Here is a 17,070-nt window from a genome sequence, read left to right as displayed (position 1 = left end):
GCGACGCGGGTGCTAAAAACTGCCCGGCAAAAGCCGGCGGAGACCCCGCATCCTGCCCCTCCAAAGGCACCATGGACGGTTACCATTCAGGCTATGAACACTGCCGCCGCCCCAGAGGCCATGCGCCCCTCGGAACTGGAATCGGGAAGTCCCGTCACGCACAGGGGCCGGATCCTCGCGTGGGCCGCGTGGGACTGGGGTTCGGCAGCCTTCAACGCCGTCATGACAACGTTTGTTTTCACCGTCTATCTGACCTCCAAGGCCTTCGGCGGAGAGGACCAGGCCTCGGCGGTCCTGGGCGCCGCGCTGGCCGTCGCCGGCGTGGCCGTCGCACTTCTGGCCCCGGTCACCGGGCAACGCTCGGATACCGGCGGCCGGCGCAAGCTGTGGCTGGGGGTCAACACGGGCGCCGTCGCGCTCCTGACCGGGCTGTGCTTCTTTGTCTTCCCGCGGCCGGATTTCCTGATCCTCGGCGTCACGCTGATAGCACTGGGCAACGTCTTCTTCGAATTTGCCGGGGTCAACTACAACGCCATGCTCGCCCAGATCTCCACCCCGCGGAACATCGGCAAGGTCAGTGGATTCGGCTGGGCAATGGGGTATCTCGGCGGCATTGTGGCGCTGCTGATTGTGCTCCAGCTCTTTGTCCAGCCCAGCTTCGGGTGGTTTGGCGCCTCCACCGCGGACAGCCTGAACATCCGGCTGGTGGCAGTGTTCTCGGCCCTATGGTTCTTCATCTTTGCGTTGCCCGTGCTGTTCGCGGTGCCGGAGTTGCCACGCTCCGAGCGGGGTGCGGGCATTGGCTTCCTCGCCTCCTACGGCCTGCTCGTCCGGCGCATCAAGGCGATCTACCGGACCAGCCCGCACACCATCTACTTCCTCCTCGCGAGCGCCATCTTCCGGGACGGGCTGGCCGCGGTTTTCACCTTTGGCGGGGTGATCGCGGCCGGCACCTTTGGCTTCGAACTCAAGGACGTCATCTTCTTCGCGATTTTCGGAAATGTCGTGGCCGCCGTCGGCGCGATGCTCGGCGGCTTCCTGGATGACAAAATCGGGCCCAAGACCGTGATAATCGCGTCCCTCGCGGGCCTGCTGGTGGCGGGCACCGCAATCCTGGTCCTCGGCAACGGCAGCTACGAGTTCTTTGGCATGGCCTGGGCCGGGACCACCACATTCTGGATTTTCGGCCTGCTGCTGTGCCTCTTCGTGGGACCGGCCCAGTCGTCGTCCCGCGCCTACCTCGCCCGGCTCGCCCCCAACGGCGAATCCGGCGAGCTCTTCGGCCTCTATGCCACCACCGGCCGGGCCGTGAGCTTCCTCGCCCCCGCCCTGTTCACGCTGTGCATCGCCGTCGCCACTCCCTTCGTGGCAACAGGCGAGGCCCAGCGTTGGGGCATCCTCGGCATCATGGTGGTGCTGCTGGCAGGCCTGCTCGTGCTCCTGCCGGTCAAAGCCCCCGACCAGACCGAAATCGCGGTGGTCCCGGAGGCCTGAGGGCGGCTGAAATCCGGTTCGCGCACTAGGCTGATGATATGAACGTGGATGAGACGGACCTCCCCGGCCTCGGCCGGCGCAAGGACTTCATGACTGCCTCCGGACGCCGGATCGGCGTGGTGGAATACCGGGAGGGCCACACGGAACTCATCGTCTCCACCTGGGACGATCCCGATACCTGCCAGGCCTCCGTGCCGCTGACCGCGGACGAGGCCGCCACCCTGGGCAATCTTCTGGGCGGCCAGCGCCTTGCCATGAAACTCTCCGAAGAGCACCGGGAAATCCCCGGGATCGTCACGCGCCAGTTTTCGATCAGCGCCGAGTCCCCCTTCCAGAACCAGCCGATGGGCAAGGCGTGCATCCGGACCCGCAGCGGGGTCTCGATTGTGGCCATCATGCGCGAAGGTGAGGTCTTGCCCTCGCCGGGGCCCGACGTCGTCCTTCACCCTGGTGACCTCCTCGTTGCGGTGGGAACACAAGAAGGCTTGGACACAGCGGCCAGCATCCTGCGCAACGGATAAGCGGCATGGATCCGCTCGCCCTGACCCTGATCGAACTGGGGGCCGTCGTCTTCTGTCTCGGCCTGCTGGCCAGACTGGCCGGGCGGATCGGCATGTCGCCCATACCGCTTTATCTGGTGGGCGGCCTGTTCTTCGGGGCCGGCGGCCTCGTCAAACTCGACGGCATGCACGAGTTCGCCCATCTTTCCGCCGAGATCGGCGTGATCCTGCTTCTGCTTATGCTTGGACTGGAATATACGGCAGCGGAGCTCGTGACCGGGCTGCGGAGATCCTGGCAAGCCGGCATCCTGGACTTGCTGCTCAATTTTTTGCCCGGCGCGATGCTCGCGGTGATGCTGGGATGGGGCGTCGTGGGGGCTATGGTGATGGGCGGCGTCACCTACATTTCATCCTCCGGGATCGCGGCCAAGGTTATTACCGACCTCGGCCGGATCGGCAACCGGGAAACCCCGGTGGTCCTTTCCATCCTGGTCTTCGAGGACCTGGCCATGGCCATATACCTGCCGATCCTGACCGCCACGCTTGCCGGCGTCACCTTGCTGATGGGCCTGCAGACCGTGGGCATCTCCCTGGCCGTCGTCACCCTGGTCCTGGTGGTGGCCCTGCGGCACGGCCACCACGTGTCCAAGGCCGTGCACAGCGAGAACTCCGAGGTCTTCCTGCTCAACCTGCTGGGCGCGGCGCTTCTCGTGGCGGGGCTCGCCGCCGCCATGCAGGTTTCCGCGGCCGTCGGAGCGTTCATGCTCGGCATCGCCATATCCGGCGCCACGGCCCACAGCGCCACCCGCGTCCTGGAACCGCTCCGTGACCTTTTCGCGGCGATCTTCTTCGTCGTTTTTGGCCTCAACACCGACCCCCGGTCCATCCCGCCGGTCCTCGGCTGGGCCCTGCTGCTGGCCGTGGTGACGGCAGCCACCAAGATGATCACAGGGTTCTGGGCGGCCAAACGGGCCGGAATTGGCGTTCCCGGCCGGTACCGTGCGGGCGCCGCCCTGATCGCGCGAGGCGAGTTCTCCATTGTCATCGCCGGGCTGGCCGTTGCCTCCGGCGTGGTGCCCACGGATCTGGCAGCCCTCGCCACCGCCTATGTCCTGATCATGGCGATCGTGGGACCGCTGGCTGCCCGCTTCGTGGAGCCGCTCGTCCGGGCTCTGCGCCGTCCCGTCCGGGGACCCGCTTTCCGGACCTCCGGCCCGGCGTAAGCCTGCCGCCGGTACGAGCCGCGGCGCTGGATGCCTGGGCTCGAGCCACGGCGCTAGGTGTCTGGCCTAGATGTCGGTGAGGTGGAAATTCAGGTGGCTGCGGCTGGCCGTGGGGCCGCGCTGGCCCTGGTAGCGGTTGCCGTATTCCCCCGAACCGTAGGGGTGCTCCGCGGCGGAGGACAGCCTGAAGAAGCACAGTTGGCCGATCTTCATGCCGGGCCACAGCTTGATGGGCAGCGTGGCCATGTTGGACAGTTCCAGCGTGACGTGGCCGGAGAATCCGGGATCGATAAAGCCTGCCGTCGAGTGCGTCAGCAAGCCGAGCCGGCCAAGTGAGGATTTTCCCTCGAGGCGGGCCGCGATGTCATCCGGCAGCGTCACGGTCTCGTAGGTGGAGCCGAGGACGAACTCCCCCGGGTGCAGGATAAACGGCTCGCCGGACTCCACTTCCACCAGGCGGGTCAGCTCGGGCTGCTCCTCGGCCGGGTCAATGTGGGCGTATTTGTGGTTGTCGAACAGCCGGAAGAACCTGTCGATCCTGACGTCCACGGAGGACGGCTGGACCATAGCGGGGTCGAACGGTTCCAGGACAATACGCTCGGAGTCAATTTCGGTTCGAATGTCGCGGTCAGAGATCAGCACAGGTTCAAAAATACCGCACGGCACCCTGCCGGGCTGCATGAACGGGCGCAGCCTGCCAGTGTGACTTCCCTGGCGGCCCTCCGCTCCGGCTGTGTGCCCCTACGACGGGCAGAATCTGAAAACGTGCCCGGATCATGTACTTTCCAAACTCACAACCTTGCTCCGACGAACGTGGGCGGGACGGAAGGGTCCGTCGTCGTCGTGATTTTGGACAGACGGAATGCTTTCGGGATGTGTGGCGCCGTAGCCGGCAATGTATGCGGTGTTGGCGTCAGGGCCCCGGCGGGGAATCCGGTTTTGAACGACGCCCAAGATGTGTGCGTCGACGAAGTTGAGCTGGTCAACGGCCTTGGCCAAACTGTGTTGGCTGACCTTTTTCGTTCCCACTACCAGGAGCACACTGTCAGTGCTCCTGGTCAGCACACTGGCGTCGGTGACAGGAAGGATCGGCGGAGAGTCGATGATGATCAGGTCGAATTTTTTCTGCAGTTCCTCCACAAGTCGGCTCATGGCTACTGAACCCAGCAGTTCACTGGGATTGGGCGGCAAAGGTCCCGAGGCCAGAAGTGCCAAGCCGTCGTCGGACCAGTATTGAATGCTGTCGTCGAGGCTGGTTGATCCGACGAGGACAGTGGTGAGGCCGATTCCCCCTTCGATGCCTGTCGCTGCGGCCACTGACGGGAGGCGAAGGTCCGCGTCCACGAGGATGACCTTTTGACCTCCCTTGGCCACAGTTACGGCAAGGTTGAGCGCAACGGTGCTCTTTCCCTCGCCCGCGGACGCCGACGTCACAACGATCGAGCGCATCGGCCGGTTGACCCCTGCGAACTGCAGGTTGGTGCGGAGCTTCCGGAACGCCTCCGCGCCCGTTCCGTCCAGGACTGACGGAGCCGCGCCTGGCAGACGCCCGGCAGCCTGTTCAGTGATTCCTGCCAAGAGCGGGAGATTGGTCGTCTTGCGCAGATCCGATTCAGTCCTGATGTTGCGATCTAGGACATGCCGCAGCACCGCCACTGCGATTCCGGCGGCAAGTCCATAGAGAAGGCCTAAACCAAGGTCCAGCTTCACGTTGGGATTCGACGGCTCGGTCGGCGTGGTGGCATGATCCACGGGGCTGAGCCGGACCGGGGTCGGCGTCCCGTTCGTCGGCCGCTCGAGGTCAGCGACAGTCGTGATAAGGCTGGCCGCTACTGCGTTGGCGATGTCGGCGCTCCGCTGCGCGGACCTGTCTCTGGCCTCGATGTCGATGATTACAGTGTTGCGCGCAGTGGATACCTTGATCTTGGCCGCCAGGGCTGCCGGGGTCATGCCGAGATTGAGCTTGTCGATGACCGGCTGGAGAACGGTTGGTTTCGACGTGACGTCGACATAGGACTGGACGCGCGCCAAGGCGAAAACGCTGCCCTGCTGCAGTTCCGCGGATGTTTCCGAGTTCTGCGTCGAGACGAAAAGGCTGGTCGTAGCCGTGTAGGACGTGGGCGTAAGTAGGGAGGCCACGCCCGCGAGTATCGTTCCCAGCAGCGCCAGTACAGTAATCAGACGCCAACTGCGGCGCAAAATGAGCAATTGTTCACGGACGTCCATTGCGTGTCCTTCCACGGGCGACGGTCGCTGGAGTCAAGACGAGTCTGCGCGGTTTCATGCTGCCAACCAGGTGTAGCACCCATTGGACGCAACGCGGGCAGCGCCAGCGGGGATGGTGACCGCGGACGCACCGTTCGATTCTCCGATGGTGCCTCCCGCCGCATTGTAGACCACCAACGTGCAGTTCGGCGACGGATTCCAAGCCTTGTACGTACCCGCGGAGATTGAACCGCTACCTGCCTTGGGCGCTGCGGTACCGATAGTGAAGTCACCGTCGGTGAAACCGCGGCGAGCGGCATCGAGTTCGGGCTGGAGTCCGGGACAGAGATTAGCAATCGTGTCGGCCACGTCGGTATCCAGCTTCTCGATCAACTGGGACACCACGGCCAACTTGTCCGTCGCTTTCACCGTCTCAAGTTGGGCACAGCGTTCCTGTCCGACTTGAAGGACAGCATTCGGGTCTGTGCCCTGGGGGACCCGTGAAGAGAGGTACTTCTGCTCAGGGGGCGCAAAGGTGGGTTTAGGTGCCGTCTGCGCAGTGCTGGAAGGCTTGGAAGGATCAGCGGCGGCCGCTGTTCCTGCTGCTTTTGCGGCAGGAGCCGGCGAGGAAGTCCCCGCAGGAGCAGCCGGAGACCCAGGAGCTGAGGCAGACGGGGCGGCCGCGTTGGCGGACGCCGAAGTGGAGTTTGGACTTCCCGGTGAGGTGCAACCGGCGGCTGCGAGAACCGCAGCCGCCAGAAGCACCAACCCCAGGGATTTCGAGAGACCGTTATACATGGGATGTTTTCTTTCGAGAGTTGTTCTGATCTAGGCGTTCGGCTCGAAGTTCAGGACCAGAACCGGACGCTTGGCAACAGCGGCTTCCCGCGAGAAGAACCACATGTTGTCAGTTCCTGAGCTCTGCATCGAGAAGTTGATGTCGCCTGCGAGCGCTGCCGAGACGGCGGCCGCGTCAAGTGGGATTGAGTACGACGCGTTGGGTGCCGTCGGACCGGCGAGGGTGCCCAGCAGGGCGCCGTTGGTTTGCGGACGGTTGTTGTAGGTCGTCGTCGCCTCGGACCAATCACCGGCCATCGCCACCGTCTGCTGCGGATCGGCGGACCCGGCAAAGGCATCCGCAGTGGTTGAGAACTTCAAGGTTGCCGACACGAGGTGCTGGCCCGCAGGAACCTGCGCGGAAGCGTTGAATCTCATGTAGGTGATGTATGCCGACGTACCCCTGGTGGCCAGGGTCGTGAAGGACCCTGTTGCGGTAGCCGGCGCCCCCGCGTTCACATAGGTGTCGGCGGTCGGAGTCAGCGTGAGTGAGACGGGCTGGGGTTTCGGAACCACCGTGGCGGAGGCTTCGTTGGACGGGCCGCTGACATTGCCGGCCGCATCTTTGGCGAGCACCTGATAGTAGGCGGTGCCCGCGGGGCGGCCGGCATCGGTCCAGTTGAGGGTGCTTCCGTCGACGGTTGCGGCGAGGGTGGCGGCTGAAGGTGTGAACCCGCTGGTGGCGGAGCGATGGACTTCGTAGCCGGTGACACCCACATTATCGGTGGTCGCGTTCCAGGAAACCGCCACGTCACTTGAGGTGACGGCGGCCGAGACGCCTGTCACGGCCGCGGGAGCCTGGGTGTCGGGGACCGGCTGTCCGATTCCCTTACCGATGTTGAAGTGATCGGTGACCTGCGCTGCAGAAAGCACCGACGGATATACCGCGAATTCATCGATGGACCCGGCAAAGTAGTTGCTTGAGGGCTGCAGCGGCCATGCGTTCAGCTGGTCTCCGCCAATCTTCCATGAACCCCAGTAGCCTTGCCCCGTGGTCTGGTCCGGCAGCACTCCGATCAGGCTTCCGTCAACATAGAGGCGCATGCCGTCGCTGCCTTGGGTCGCCACCGCGTGGTGCCAAGCGTTGTCGTTGTACGGAATCGCCGTCGTGACGGTCCTTGCTCCGTTGACCCAAACCCCGTAGATCAGCGTGCCCGCGTTGGTCATGTAGAGGTGGCGATCGTAATTTCCGCTGAGCCCGGGATTGGTACCGTGCCGGTTCGGCTGGCCATTGCCGAAGCCGAAAATTTTACCGCCTCGGGTCGTGTTCGTCTTGAACCAGGCTTCTGCGCTGTAGACGCTAGGAGCGTTGGCACGAACTTGTCCGTAGGCCAAGGCACTCGTGCCGTTGAACGTCGTCGCCCGGCTGGAGTCATTCGCGATGGCCCCGGTGTCACCGGCGAATGCCGGTCCACCGTAGCTGAGCGCCAGGTTGTTGCCAGACGAGCTGTCAGCCCCCACTGTGGGACCGGCGTCGTCCAGGCGCCAGTACGTGGTAGCACCAGCCCCACGCACGGCGGCGGGGTAAGCAGCGTTACTCTTAGCCGTTGTGACGGCAACTGACGCCGAGAGCGGGCTGGTGTTAGTTCCATCTGTCGCCCGGATTCGGTAGCTGTACTGCGTTCCGGGTACGGCTGTCTTGTCCGTGAAGGACACCTGGCCGGTCGACCACCACAGCGAGCTGGCATTGACCGTACCCAGCGCAGTCGCCGAGCCGTTCCGGTAGACGCTGTAGCTCAGGTCGGAATCGTCGTCATCCCGACTGGCCCGCCACCGGATCTGGTTTTCACCCGTGCTCAGGCTTGCGGCAGAGACGTTACTGGGCGCCGAGGGTGCAACCGTTCCCGGGCCGGGGCCGAACCTTGTCAGTCCCTGCTGGGCCTTGCCATTGGTCGTGGTGAATTCGCCGGCGACCCACAGCACGTCGCCCGAGCCCTTGTTCGTGTGGACTATGGCCCGCGGGCCAATGCCTTCACCGATGCCGTCATTGGTGTCGGGGCTCCACCCCAGCTGGGGTGCCGGGGTGTCGACGCGCTGCGCGGTCAGGTGCTGCCGAACGCCGTCTGCCATTTCGTTCATGGACGAGCAATCGTGCTCGTGGCTTGCGGCGTAAAGAACACCGGCATAGACGTCCACCGCCTGGGTGGCTCCGAGGCAGGTGTCCCTCCACACCTGGTCGAACGTGTCGAGGCTAAATTGCGCCCGGCCATCGAAGACGCCGCTGCCGGTGCCCTCGTTGCCGATGTAGAAGTTCTGGCCGTCGTCAACAATTGTCTTTGTAAACGAAGTGCGGGAAATGAAGGAGCTGCCGTAGGTTCTTACGTTCGCACCGGTAGTCGCATCGACCACCGCAAGCGACTGGGATGCAACACCATTGACGTTCGCGAAATCGCCGCCGAGAACGGCGACATTGCGGCCGGCAGGAACGTCCAGGGCGCGGGCTGACGCATCAACAGCGGGCGCCCATGGAAGGAGCGCGCCGTTTCGGTCCATCGCCGCATAACGGGTGCGGGCCGCGGACCCCACGGATTGGAAGTCACCACCGAAATAGACGGCTGAATCGGTTGCAGCGATTGTTCGGACCGTTGCCGAGACGACAGCCGGCTTAAAAGTCGTGTCCACCGTGCAGTCAGGAAGCCTGATGGCAGCGATGCGGGTGGTATTGACACCGTTGATGGCCCCGAACAGGCCGCCCACATAGAGGCGGCTACCGTCCGGCGTTACAGCCAAGGCACGAACGGTTGTCCCGGTACCGCCGGTCACGGACAGGGCACAAGAGGTCGGATTGCCGGTATAGGCGTCGAAGGCTGCGAAGTTCACGGCATTCATTGACTGTGGGCTTCCGGCAGCGGTGCCGGGGGGCCTGATCTGGGTAAAGGTTCCGCCGGCGTAGACCACACCCTTTGACTGGGCCATGGTCCAGGCAACGCCGTTTGTCTGCCAGGTCGGGAGGTCGTTGGCGGAAAACGCGACTCCCGGGGAGAGGGCGAGCGCGGGGCTGCTGGTGGCAATTAACGGCGCCACCGCGAGAGCAATGCCCGCTAGGACGGCTGGGATTTTTTGACGCATGGATTTCCCCCGTACGTAGTTATGAGCTTCAGAGCTGAAACTACAAAGATCAAATCAGCAAAGACCGGGGGCGGGAACGGTTGCTCCTACTAGCATTTCCATCCCTTCTACCTGTCTTACTGGGGCCGCTACCTGCTTTAGCCGTGCGCCCACGCGTTTCTCTCCAAAGTCCTTTCCCCCAGGCGATAACACCCTCAGCATGGAATTGGGGGGACCAGCCCTGCGCCTCGACGGCCGGCTGGTGCCTATCACCTATTCGGCATCAGTGAAGAATCGAGCTCGTCATGACTGTTCGCATTGGCTACGCATCCGGCGTCTATGACCTTTTCCACGTCGGGCACCTGAACCTACTTAAACATGCACGACTGCACTGCGATTATCTGATTGCCGGAGTGGCTTCCACAGAGTCGACACTGCAAATGAAAAACAGGGCGCCTGTCGTGCCTCTGCATGAACGCCTCGAGATCGTCCGGAACATACGGCTTGTCGACGAAGTGGTGGTAGACAACTACCCGGACAAAGTGGAAGCCTGGCGCGCCGTCGGTTTCAACGTAATTTTCAAGGGCGATGATTGGCGCGGAACAGAAAAAGGGCTCCGTCTGGAAGCCGGCATGCAGGCACTGGGCGTGGATGTAGTGTATTTTCCCTATACGGTCCACACTTCCAGCACCCTACTGCGACGCGCCCTCAACCTCCTGGAAAGCGGTCTTGAGGACAACGAGTCGTTGAAGGCGTGAAATGCGCGCAAATCGAACGTCGCGGCCATCAGCCTTCGGCGCACAAAAAGATTCGGACAATTACGGGATGCTTTCCCGGCGCCATGCGCTAATCCTTGGAGCCGCGGGATTTTTTCTGACCGGATGCACGCCTGATCCTCCAATTGTTGAAGCTCCTGCTGTTCACACTATTGCCACGCTATTCGAACAGGATCGTTTCTTCGTTGCACATCGCGGCTCAGGAGATAACTGGCCGGAACATACAATGAAGGCGTATTCACAGTCGGCGAAGCTCGGCGTTCCGGCGCTCGAGATATCTGTGAACTCGACCAGTGACGGCGTACTGGTCTGCCATCATGACCAAAGTGCGCTCAGGGTAACCGGAAAAGACAGTAAGGTCGCAGAATTGACCTTTGCCGAGCTAAGCGACCTTCGGGTCGATGCCCGCGCCTGGCTTGGCCCGGCGACGGCACTTGAGCCCATTCCGAGGTTGCGGGATGTCCTCGACCGATTCGCTGCTTCGCATGTAATTTTCATCGAAGACAAACAGGGCACGAATACAAAAGCTCTTCTTGACTTGATGGACAGCTACCCCGATTCCACCGCACACTTCATCTGGAAACAACCGGCCACCGCGCTTCAAACTGCGGCAGCTACCAAACGCGGCTATAAGACCTGGGGCTACTTCATGCCAGAAACTGTCCCGCGTTTAGACGAACTGGCCGCCAGATTCGATTATCTCGGCGTCTACTACACAGCCAATGACGCGACTGTCAGGAAGGTCGTCGCCTACGGCAAGCCTGTAATTTGCTGGGAAATCCATACCCGATCCGATGCCGACCGCGTGAGCCGCCTCGGCGTTCAAGGCCTGATGTGCTCCAATGTCCCTTATCTGACGACTTCGATGGCGGAATCACGCGACAGATTCTCTACCGGCACACGGGCCGCCGGCGATCTTCCTTGGACTACCGACCAAGGCTGGGACGCCCAACCCGTAATCGACGCGGCATCTGCATCGGTGGTGTTGGATACGAACCAGAATTTCAGCTACCGGCTGGGATCGATGGGTCCCGTCACGAAGGAGATCTACAGCCTGAGCTTCGAAATGTGTTGGCCGCAGGAGCTCCCGTCGGAACTTCTGCACGCCGGAATCGCATTCGGACAAAAGGATGACACCGCCTACCGGGTGCTGGTGCCAAGCACCGTCGGGGGGTATCACCTGATCATTCGGCCAACGGGGGAGCTGGTCTTGTACCGGCGCGACCCCGGAAATCCCGCCGGTACACGGTTGCAGACGATCACGACGTCACCGGTAAAGCCCGGGGAATGGATGCGCTTCAAAATCGACGTGACGCCGCCTTCCATCCGGTTCTCCAGGCTGGACGGCACTGGCTGGTCCGGAGAGGCAATGGACCGGGAATATCGCGGGGGGTACATCAGCCTCTGCAAGGACTACCCTGCCCCGGTTCCGGTCCAGTTCCGGAGTGTCTCGGTCGTCTAGTCCGGAGTGACCCGCGCCGGACGCGCCGTCGTGTCACTCCCAGCGCTCACCGGGCATCAGCAGCCGGCCGAAGTTCGACTTCCACCGGATCCGGCCCGTCCGACGCCGATTGCGCCTGGGACCGGGACCGGGACCTCGACACAATAGTGGCAATCCCCCCAACGACAGCTGCCACCGCGACCGCCAGCGCAAATGCCCAGGCCGAAGCAACGGTGCCGCCCGCATACGCCAGGGCCAGCGGCAGCACAAGCGTCAGCATGGCCAGAGTGGCGCGCATGAGAGTCGACAATTTGTTCGCCTGCGCGGACCTGTAGTAGGCCAGTAGGACGGTGTAGGGAACCATTGCCACGTATTGCACCAGGTACGGGAGCCGGAGTCCGGACGCAGACTCCCAGGTTGCGCCGAGCACTAATGCGCCCATCGAGGTCGGCAGCAGCATGACGGCCGTACCCCACACGCCGGCCATGGCTGCTACGACAACAAACGTTTCGATCAGACGCTTTCGAAAAACCGGACCGCCTTTGGCACGCACGAGTTCGGGAATGACCGCCATCTTGATGGCGGAAAACGCGGTGTTGAGGGGCGAGAAGAGCAATTGCGCGGCCCGAAGCGCACCCACGCCAGCAGCGCCCAGTGGAAGCGCCAAGAGGTAAAGGACGACGAAGTTGGAGGCATTTAGCGCTGAAAACTCGCCGAGATAACGGAGCCCGGGGTGGCGGTTGACGCTAAGCCAGCGCCTGCCGCCACGCAGCGAAGGCAGCACCCGGTCCAGCATGAGCCCTACGGCCAGCGCTGCAGCGGCGCCGCAGCCCCAGCAGAGGACGACGGCCCACACGGCTCCAGCAGTCAAGGCGACAGCCGCCATGGACGCGATTGACAAGACGGCCCAAACAGCGTCTATCAACAACGCCTGCCATGGGCGGCCTTCGCAGATAAACAGGTACCTTAGCGTGTCCTGAAGAAGCACGAAGGGCAAGCTCGCGGCGACGATGAGCCAAATGAGGCGGGACGATTGGTCAGCCAGGATGGCGCCTGCAAGCAGTAGCGGGAGGGCTGCGGCCGCCACCAGTACGGTGGCACCCAAAGCGCCCCTTCGCACCGAGGCTTCTAAGGCGGCCGCGGCGGAGTACTTGACCAGTAATGTCTCTCCGATGAGCGCACGCTGCGCGCCGAGGACGAGGAGCAACCCGGCATAGGCCAAGGAAAACTGACCGAATTCGCCGGCGGTCGCAACATTTGCCGTAATTGCCACCGCTACGAAGTTCGAGATGCTCGATACGGCTTGGTCGCCAAAGGCAACGTACCTGCTCAGACGGGCCATTCAGTCCATCCTTGCCAACGTACGGGAGAACTTCGCCATGTAGGCGGCGCAAAAGATGCAATGAAAAACCGCCAAGGCCAAGTAGCAGGGCAGGAACATCCCGCTCCACGGCACCGTCATCAGCACGAGGCACGTAACGCCGTAGTCGACAGGCAACGTGAGGACTGATCGCTTTAAGGAGCTCGCGGCGGCGTGGTCGGGACCGCCTGGGCGGGGGCCCGACTGACGATTGAGTTGATCAAAGAGGGCGCCAGCGAAGAAAATTGTGGAGTTGGCGAAAAGGAACACCCCGCACAGCACGGCCAGCGCCAGGGCCGGAACGGAAGTGGTGCGCAGGATGAAGCAGAAGACGGCTCCGTGCAGAACGACGATCCTACCGCTGTCCAGCACATGGTCAAGCCACTCACCCAATTTTGAGCTGCGCCCCTGAAGCCTTGCCAGCTGCCCGTCTGCGGAGTCGAGGACGAACCCGGCGGCGAGAACTAATCCCACCAGAGCGGAAGCTGTTCCCGTTCCTGCGCCGAAGGCAAGCCACAGCAATGCCCCGTAGGTCAGCAGCGCGCCCGCACCAGTGACATGGTTCGGCCCGAATCGCGTGTTCCGGAGCGCGGCCGCGACTATCCGGCCAGCGGGGCGGTTGACGTACAGACAGTACAGGGGGACCCCTTTCTTGCCCTTCTGCGCCTGGCTGAGTTCCTTGAAGGATTGCGCAAACCTGGCTCTTTCCGTGCCCGAACGCTCAAGCTTGTCCGTAGTCATTTGCTTTCACCAGGCTTTCGTTTGACGGCAACGCTCAATACCGCGATGGCCAGGCCGAGGATAAGCAGCCTGCCCATCGACTGCAAGAGGGAGCCCCGCAGAAGGATGAACATATACCCGCAGAAGATGGAGACGCCGAGATAGCCCACCGAACCGGCGGACAAAGCACCCGGCCGGAAGCCGGCGTCGAGCCTTCTGCTCAGCAGTCCCAGCAGGGCAAAGGTGACCACCACACCGACGGCTCCGAAATTTATCCATGCTTCGGCCCATAACGGCGATGACAGGTTGACGTTGGCACTGCTCATCCATTGACCGACTTCGACACCGCTATCGAGCGGCTTGGTCGGCCAGATGACGCGCGGCACCCAAAACAATAGGGCGCCAAGAAACTGGTAACCCCAGGTGAGCCCCTCGTCCCGGGTGAACCCGAGGGTATTCGCGAGCATACTGAACTGGTCGTAGTCCTTGGTCGAAATCATTTGCCATACAGAGTCCGTCTGGAGCATGACGCCGGTCCCCGCTGTTCGGCGGGTGATGTCGCTTAACGGAAAAAGGAAGATCGCCGCCACAACCCCACCGACGATCGCGAAGTTGAAGAGGGATTTACGTGGCCCGATGAGCGGCATGATCAAGCCGAAAAGCACCGCCAGCGTCCAATACCGGGAGTTGGAGATCGGGTTGTTGACGACGACGTTGAGCACCACCAACCCGAGCACCAACCCAGCGTCCAGAAGGTTAAGAGAACTTCGGAGCGTCCGGATTACGTGGATGTAGAAAATGAGTGCCACCAGGCAAGTTACAGAACCGAAGGCAGAGACGATCGCCCGGGCAGCCTGGCCACTGTCGGGGCTCACCTGGTCGAGGGCTTGGCTCGCCTCCTGCCGGCTGGCAAAGAACACGCCGATTCCGCCGACCTGCGCCACGTAAACCAACCCGCCCAGGATCGCGACCGTCGCAAAGATCCGCAGGGTTTCCATACTCCGCAACGTGCGCACTTGCGGGCCCCCCCAGTCCCGGACAAGTCTCAGGTGGTACGCCAGATCGAAGCTGATGCAACCCAGAAGAGTGACAGCGGTCGTCGAGTACAAAGTTGCGTCATCGACCTGGACTGCCAGGATCGTCGACGCGCCTGTGGACAATTGAGCCAGCGGCACCACGCCCAGACAGATATAGACGAACATCCAGAAGACGCCGGCTACAGGTCGCACCTGGTTCTTCCACAAAATGAGGCTCATGCGGAAGGCGGAATAGAGCAGTGCCGAATATCGGATGAGGAAGTCGGTATCGCTGTAGGAGGCTTCCGACGTCGAGCGGAGGATGAGGGGTATTGCGACCGCAAAACACAGAAAAGCCAGGATCGACAGTCCCGGCCCGATTCCGGGCTTTGCCTCGCCGGGGAAACGAACCGAGCGTCGGAAGTCAGTCCCGGACAGCATCGATCGCCTCCTCATACAATCCCAGGAGACTCTCAGCCAGGGACTCAGCGGACCATAGACCCAGGTGCAGCTCCCGGGCTCGCGCACTCAGCCGGTACCGCAGGTCCTGGTCGGCCGCCACTGCGACCATGGCGGCGTGGAACGCTTCAGGCGTGGGCTCGGCAATAATCGCCGCGGCGGCCTTCCGCAAGGGCGAGGCGAGTCCGCATTCCGATGTCAGGATGATGGGCGTCCCCACAGCCGCCGCCTGGATAATCACCATGGGATAAGGCTCGTGGCGGGCCGGCAAAACGACGGCTGTCGCCCGCGACAACGCGTCTAAGACCTCCGGTTCCGTCAGCTCCCCCGGAAGATCGAACCGATCCTGGAACCCTGAAGCATCGATCAAGGAGCGCACGGCCGCCAGTTCGCCCTGATCCGGTCCCGCAACCACGAAGCGGGCCTCTTTTCCCTCCCGCAGGAAGGCAATTGCCGCCTCAACGAACACTGTGGGCTGCTTCCGTGGCGCAAGCCGCGAAACAAAAAGGAAAGTGCTGGTCTGCGGGTCTTCCCAGGCCGTGCCGGGGTCGGCAGTGGCGTTCACGACCCTGCGCATCATGGTCCTTGGCACGCCGAGAGACTCAAGGTTTTTTTCCTCGGCCTCCGTCAAAGTCAGCCACAATTTCGGCGTCTGCATGGCGCGCCGGAAGATCAGTGAATCGAACAGACGCAGCCCGCGGGAGCTCGGAGCTGCGAGCATGCCGTGGGCCTGCGCGATGACCGGAATCGCAGCACTGCGAAGTATGAGGGCGCTGGAGGTCGTGATGAAGTCGCGGCAAAGGTGAAGCTGGACGACGTCTACCCGGCGGCTGCGGTCCCAGACGTGTTTGACAAGACCGACCCCTATCAGGCCCCTGAGGCGGGCGCCCCGAAAGGGCCGGCGGACAGGAAAGATTCTTTCGTGTGGTTCCGGTCGGGTAGCCGGCAGAGTCCCGAGCCAGCCCCCAACCAGTTCAACAGCGGCGCCGCGGCGCACCAACGCGGCACTCTGCATGCGCGCGACGGCCCAAACCCCGCCCGCGACGGCTCCCGGGCCGGCGAGGCCTCCGATCTGCAGGACTCGTAGGGGCGCCCTGACCGATGCGTGTTTTTCAGGCATGGTCTGCCAGCCGCCAGCCGTTTCGCCTAAGTTCGCGAGTCTTCAGGCCTATCTGCCAGTAGTACGTGGCCAGGGCGACGGAGTAGTCCAGGCCGGCTCGTCCGTCCAGGAAGCCGCGCCGGACGACGTAGCTGTAGACCCAGAAGGCGAGTGGCTTGAACGGCACGACGTCAAAACGCTGCCCTTGCAGGCTTTTCGACGAGCGCACCGTGCGCCTCATGGCCGGGTCAGCATGGATATAGGCTTCCCAGTCCGAGTATCTGTTGTGCCTGTCGAACCAGGTGCGCACCGGGTCAAGATCGTGGTGTGCCAGGAGCCCCTCTGTGCGGCCCACACCGCCCCTCGCCTCCGGCTGGTAGTGCACCTCCAGCTCGGTCATCACCGGGAGTTTCAACAAACCAGTGTCCTCGTAGTGGTTAAAGCCCCGCTTCAACAGCGAACGTTTGACCACCCGGTGCCCGTGTTTGAGGACCTTGCCGGCGAAGTGATACGAGATGGGTATATCGAAGGCCACCCGGCGTTCCAGCGGATCTGAGACGATCGCGGCGATTTCCTCGACCAGCTCCCGGCTCGGATATTCGTCTGCGTCAAGGAACAGGATCCACGGGTTACGGGTCGGCACATGCTCGAGCTGCCACTGCTTCTTCTGCGGATATTCCCCGTTCCAGGTGAAGTTGATGACGGTCGCGCCGCTTGCCGTGGCGAGTTCCGCGGTCCGATCGGTGCTGTTTGAATCGACCACGATGATTTCGTCAAAGTCTCCCAACGCCGCCACGCACTTCTGGATGCTCGCCTCTTCATTCTTCGTTTGAATCAGAATCGTGGCTGGTATTTTCTGCATTCACTTCCCCCTCAGGAGTGGTTTGCCGAT

General features: G+C 62.7%; 14 protein-coding genes. 5 read left to right on the top strand and 9 right to left on the bottom strand.

The features are described 5' to 3' along the window. The first annotated feature begins 93 nt into the window (after positions 1–93). Genes AC1DEM_RS19320 through AC1DEM_RS19310 form a run of 3 tightly spaced genes read left to right on the top strand, consistent with a single transcriptional unit; the run spans position 94 to position 3,217 of the window. Positions 94–1,494 carry an MFS transporter gene (locus AC1DEM_RS19320; RefSeq protein WP_476885903.1) on the top strand — a complete coding sequence of 467 codons (1,401 nt, stop codon included), beginning with the start codon at positions 94–96 and terminating at the stop codon, positions 1,492–1,494. A 38-nt stretch (positions 1,495–1,532) separates the two neighbouring features. Next, complete coding sequence (locus AC1DEM_RS19315; protein WP_476885902.1) at positions 1,533–2,015, top strand: cation:proton antiporter regulatory subunit; 483 nt, start codon at positions 1,533–1,535, stop codon at positions 2,013–2,015. Between the two features lie 5 nt (positions 2,016–2,020). Further along, positions 2,021–3,217: a cation:proton antiporter gene (locus AC1DEM_RS19310; RefSeq protein WP_476885901.1), complete on the top strand. Its 1,197-nt coding sequence runs from the start codon at positions 2,021–2,023 to the stop codon at positions 3,215–3,217. A gap of 66 nt (positions 3,218–3,283) precedes the next feature. On the opposite strand, the gene dcd is transcribed toward AC1DEM_RS19310, so the two are convergent. From dcd to AC1DEM_RS19290, 4 genes are all read right to left on the bottom strand, one after another. Continuing rightward, a complete protein-coding gene (gene dcd, locus AC1DEM_RS19305; protein WP_476885900.1) occupies positions 3,284–3,859 on the bottom strand; it encodes a dCTP deaminase in 576 nt (191 codons plus the stop codon). A gap of 132 nt (positions 3,860–3,991) precedes the next feature. Then, complete coding sequence (locus AC1DEM_RS19300; RefSeq protein ID WP_476885899.1) at positions 3,992–5,443, bottom strand: tyrosine-protein kinase domain-containing protein; 1,452 nt, start codon at positions 5,441–5,443, stop codon at positions 3,992–3,994. 54 nt (positions 5,444–5,497) lie between these two features. After that, positions 5,498–5,851, bottom strand: coding sequence for a hypothetical protein (locus tag AC1DEM_RS19295; RefSeq protein ID WP_476885898.1), 354 nt, complete (start codon positions 5,849–5,851; stop codon positions 5,498–5,500). A 399-nt stretch (positions 5,852–6,250) separates the two neighbouring features. Then, positions 6,251–9,328, bottom strand: a complete 3,078-nt coding sequence (locus AC1DEM_RS19290; RefSeq protein ID WP_476885897.1) for a CBM96 family carbohydrate-binding protein — start codon at positions 9,326–9,328, stop codon at positions 6,251–6,253. Between the two features lie 284 nt (positions 9,329–9,612). On the opposite strand from AC1DEM_RS19290, the gene AC1DEM_RS19285 reads away from it, so the two are divergent. Then, positions 9,613–10,065 carry an FAD synthase family protein gene (locus AC1DEM_RS19285; RefSeq protein ID WP_476885896.1) on the top strand — a complete coding sequence of 151 codons (453 nt, stop codon included), beginning with the start codon at positions 9,613–9,615 and terminating at the stop codon, positions 10,063–10,065. A gap of 1 nt (position 10,066) precedes the next feature. Then, positions 10,067–11,545 carry a glycerophosphodiester phosphodiesterase gene (locus AC1DEM_RS19280; protein WP_476885895.1) on the top strand — a complete coding sequence of 493 codons (1,479 nt, stop codon included), beginning with the start codon at positions 10,067–10,069 and terminating at the stop codon, positions 11,543–11,545. 46 nt (positions 11,546–11,591) lie between these two features. Here AC1DEM_RS19280 and AC1DEM_RS19275 read toward each other — a convergent pair whose 3' ends face one another. The 5 genes from AC1DEM_RS19275 to AC1DEM_RS19255 are packed head-to-tail and all read right to left on the bottom strand — an operon-like array spanning position 11,592 to position 17,040. After that, on the bottom strand, positions 11,592–12,866 hold the full coding sequence (locus tag AC1DEM_RS19275; RefSeq protein WP_476885894.1) for an MATE family efflux transporter: 1,275 nt from the start codon (positions 12,864–12,866) through the stop codon (positions 11,592–11,594). After that, entirely contained in the window at positions 12,867–13,625 is a 759-nt protein-coding gene (locus AC1DEM_RS19270; protein WP_476885893.1) for a CDP-alcohol phosphatidyltransferase family protein, read from the bottom strand. Continuing rightward, on the bottom strand, positions 13,622–15,061 hold the full coding sequence (locus AC1DEM_RS19265; protein WP_476885892.1) for a hypothetical protein: 1,440 nt from the start codon (positions 15,059–15,061) through the stop codon (positions 13,622–13,624). The genes AC1DEM_RS19270 and AC1DEM_RS19265 overlap by 4 nt, the downstream gene beginning before the upstream one ends. Beyond that, a complete protein-coding gene (locus tag AC1DEM_RS19260) occupies positions 15,045–16,199 on the bottom strand; it encodes a glycosyltransferase family 4 protein (RefSeq protein WP_476885891.1) in 1,155 nt (384 codons plus the stop codon). The genes AC1DEM_RS19265 and AC1DEM_RS19260 overlap by 17 nt, the downstream gene beginning before the upstream one ends. Then, positions 16,192–17,040, bottom strand: coding sequence for a glycosyltransferase family 2 protein (locus AC1DEM_RS19255; protein ID WP_476885890.1), 849 nt, complete (start codon positions 17,038–17,040; stop codon positions 16,192–16,194). The genes AC1DEM_RS19260 and AC1DEM_RS19255 overlap by 8 nt, the downstream gene beginning before the upstream one ends. Between the last annotated feature and the right edge of the window lie 30 nt (positions 17,041–17,070).

The sequence above is a fragment of the Arthrobacter sp. 05T420 genome (assembly GCF_056396305.1).
The sequence above is the reverse complement of the archived record's forward strand: the minus strand, read 5'-3'. Positions and strand labels throughout refer to the sequence as shown.

Excerpts from the sequence above, each read along its gene's own strand:
- AC1DEM_RS19320 (WP_476885903.1), top strand. The coding sequence starts at position 94 with ATGAACACTGCCGCCGCCCCAGAGGCCATGCGCCCCTCGGAACTGGAA.
- AC1DEM_RS19315 (WP_476885902.1), top strand. The coding sequence starts at position 1,533 with ATGAACGTGGATGAGACGGACCTCCCCGGCCTCGGCCGGCGCAAGGAC.
- AC1DEM_RS19310 (WP_476885901.1), top strand. The coding sequence starts at position 2,021 with ATGGATCCGCTCGCCCTGACCCTGATCGAACTGGGGGCCGTCGTCTTC.
- AC1DEM_RS19300 (WP_476885899.1), bottom strand. The coding sequence starts at position 5,443 with ATGGACGTCCGTGAACAATTGCTCATTTTGCGCCGCAGTTGGCGTCTG.
- AC1DEM_RS19290 (WP_476885897.1), bottom strand. The coding sequence starts at position 9,328 with ATGCGTCAAAAAATCCCAGCCGTCCTAGCGGGCATTGCTCTCGCGGTG.
- AC1DEM_RS19285 (WP_476885896.1), top strand. The coding sequence starts at position 9,613 with ATGACTGTTCGCATTGGCTACGCATCCGGCGTCTATGACCTTTTCCAC.
- AC1DEM_RS19280 (WP_476885895.1), top strand. The coding sequence starts at position 10,067 with ATGCGCGCAAATCGAACGTCGCGGCCATCAGCCTTCGGCGCACAAAAA.
- AC1DEM_RS19275 (WP_476885894.1), bottom strand. The coding sequence starts at position 12,866 with ATGGCCCGTCTGAGCAGGTACGTTGCCTTTGGCGACCAAGCCGTATCG.
- AC1DEM_RS19270 (WP_476885893.1), bottom strand. The coding sequence starts at position 13,625 with ATGACTACGGACAAGCTTGAGCGTTCGGGCACGGAAAGAGCCAGGTTT.
- AC1DEM_RS19265 (WP_476885892.1), bottom strand. The coding sequence starts at position 15,061 with ATGCTGTCCGGGACTGACTTCCGACGCTCGGTTCGTTTCCCCGGCGAG.
- AC1DEM_RS19260 (WP_476885891.1), bottom strand. The coding sequence starts at position 16,199 with ATGCCTGAAAAACACGCATCGGTCAGGGCGCCCCTACGAGTCCTGCAG.
- AC1DEM_RS19255 (WP_476885890.1), bottom strand. The coding sequence starts at position 17,040 with ATGCAGAAAATACCAGCCACGATTCTGATTCAAACGAAGAATGAAGAG.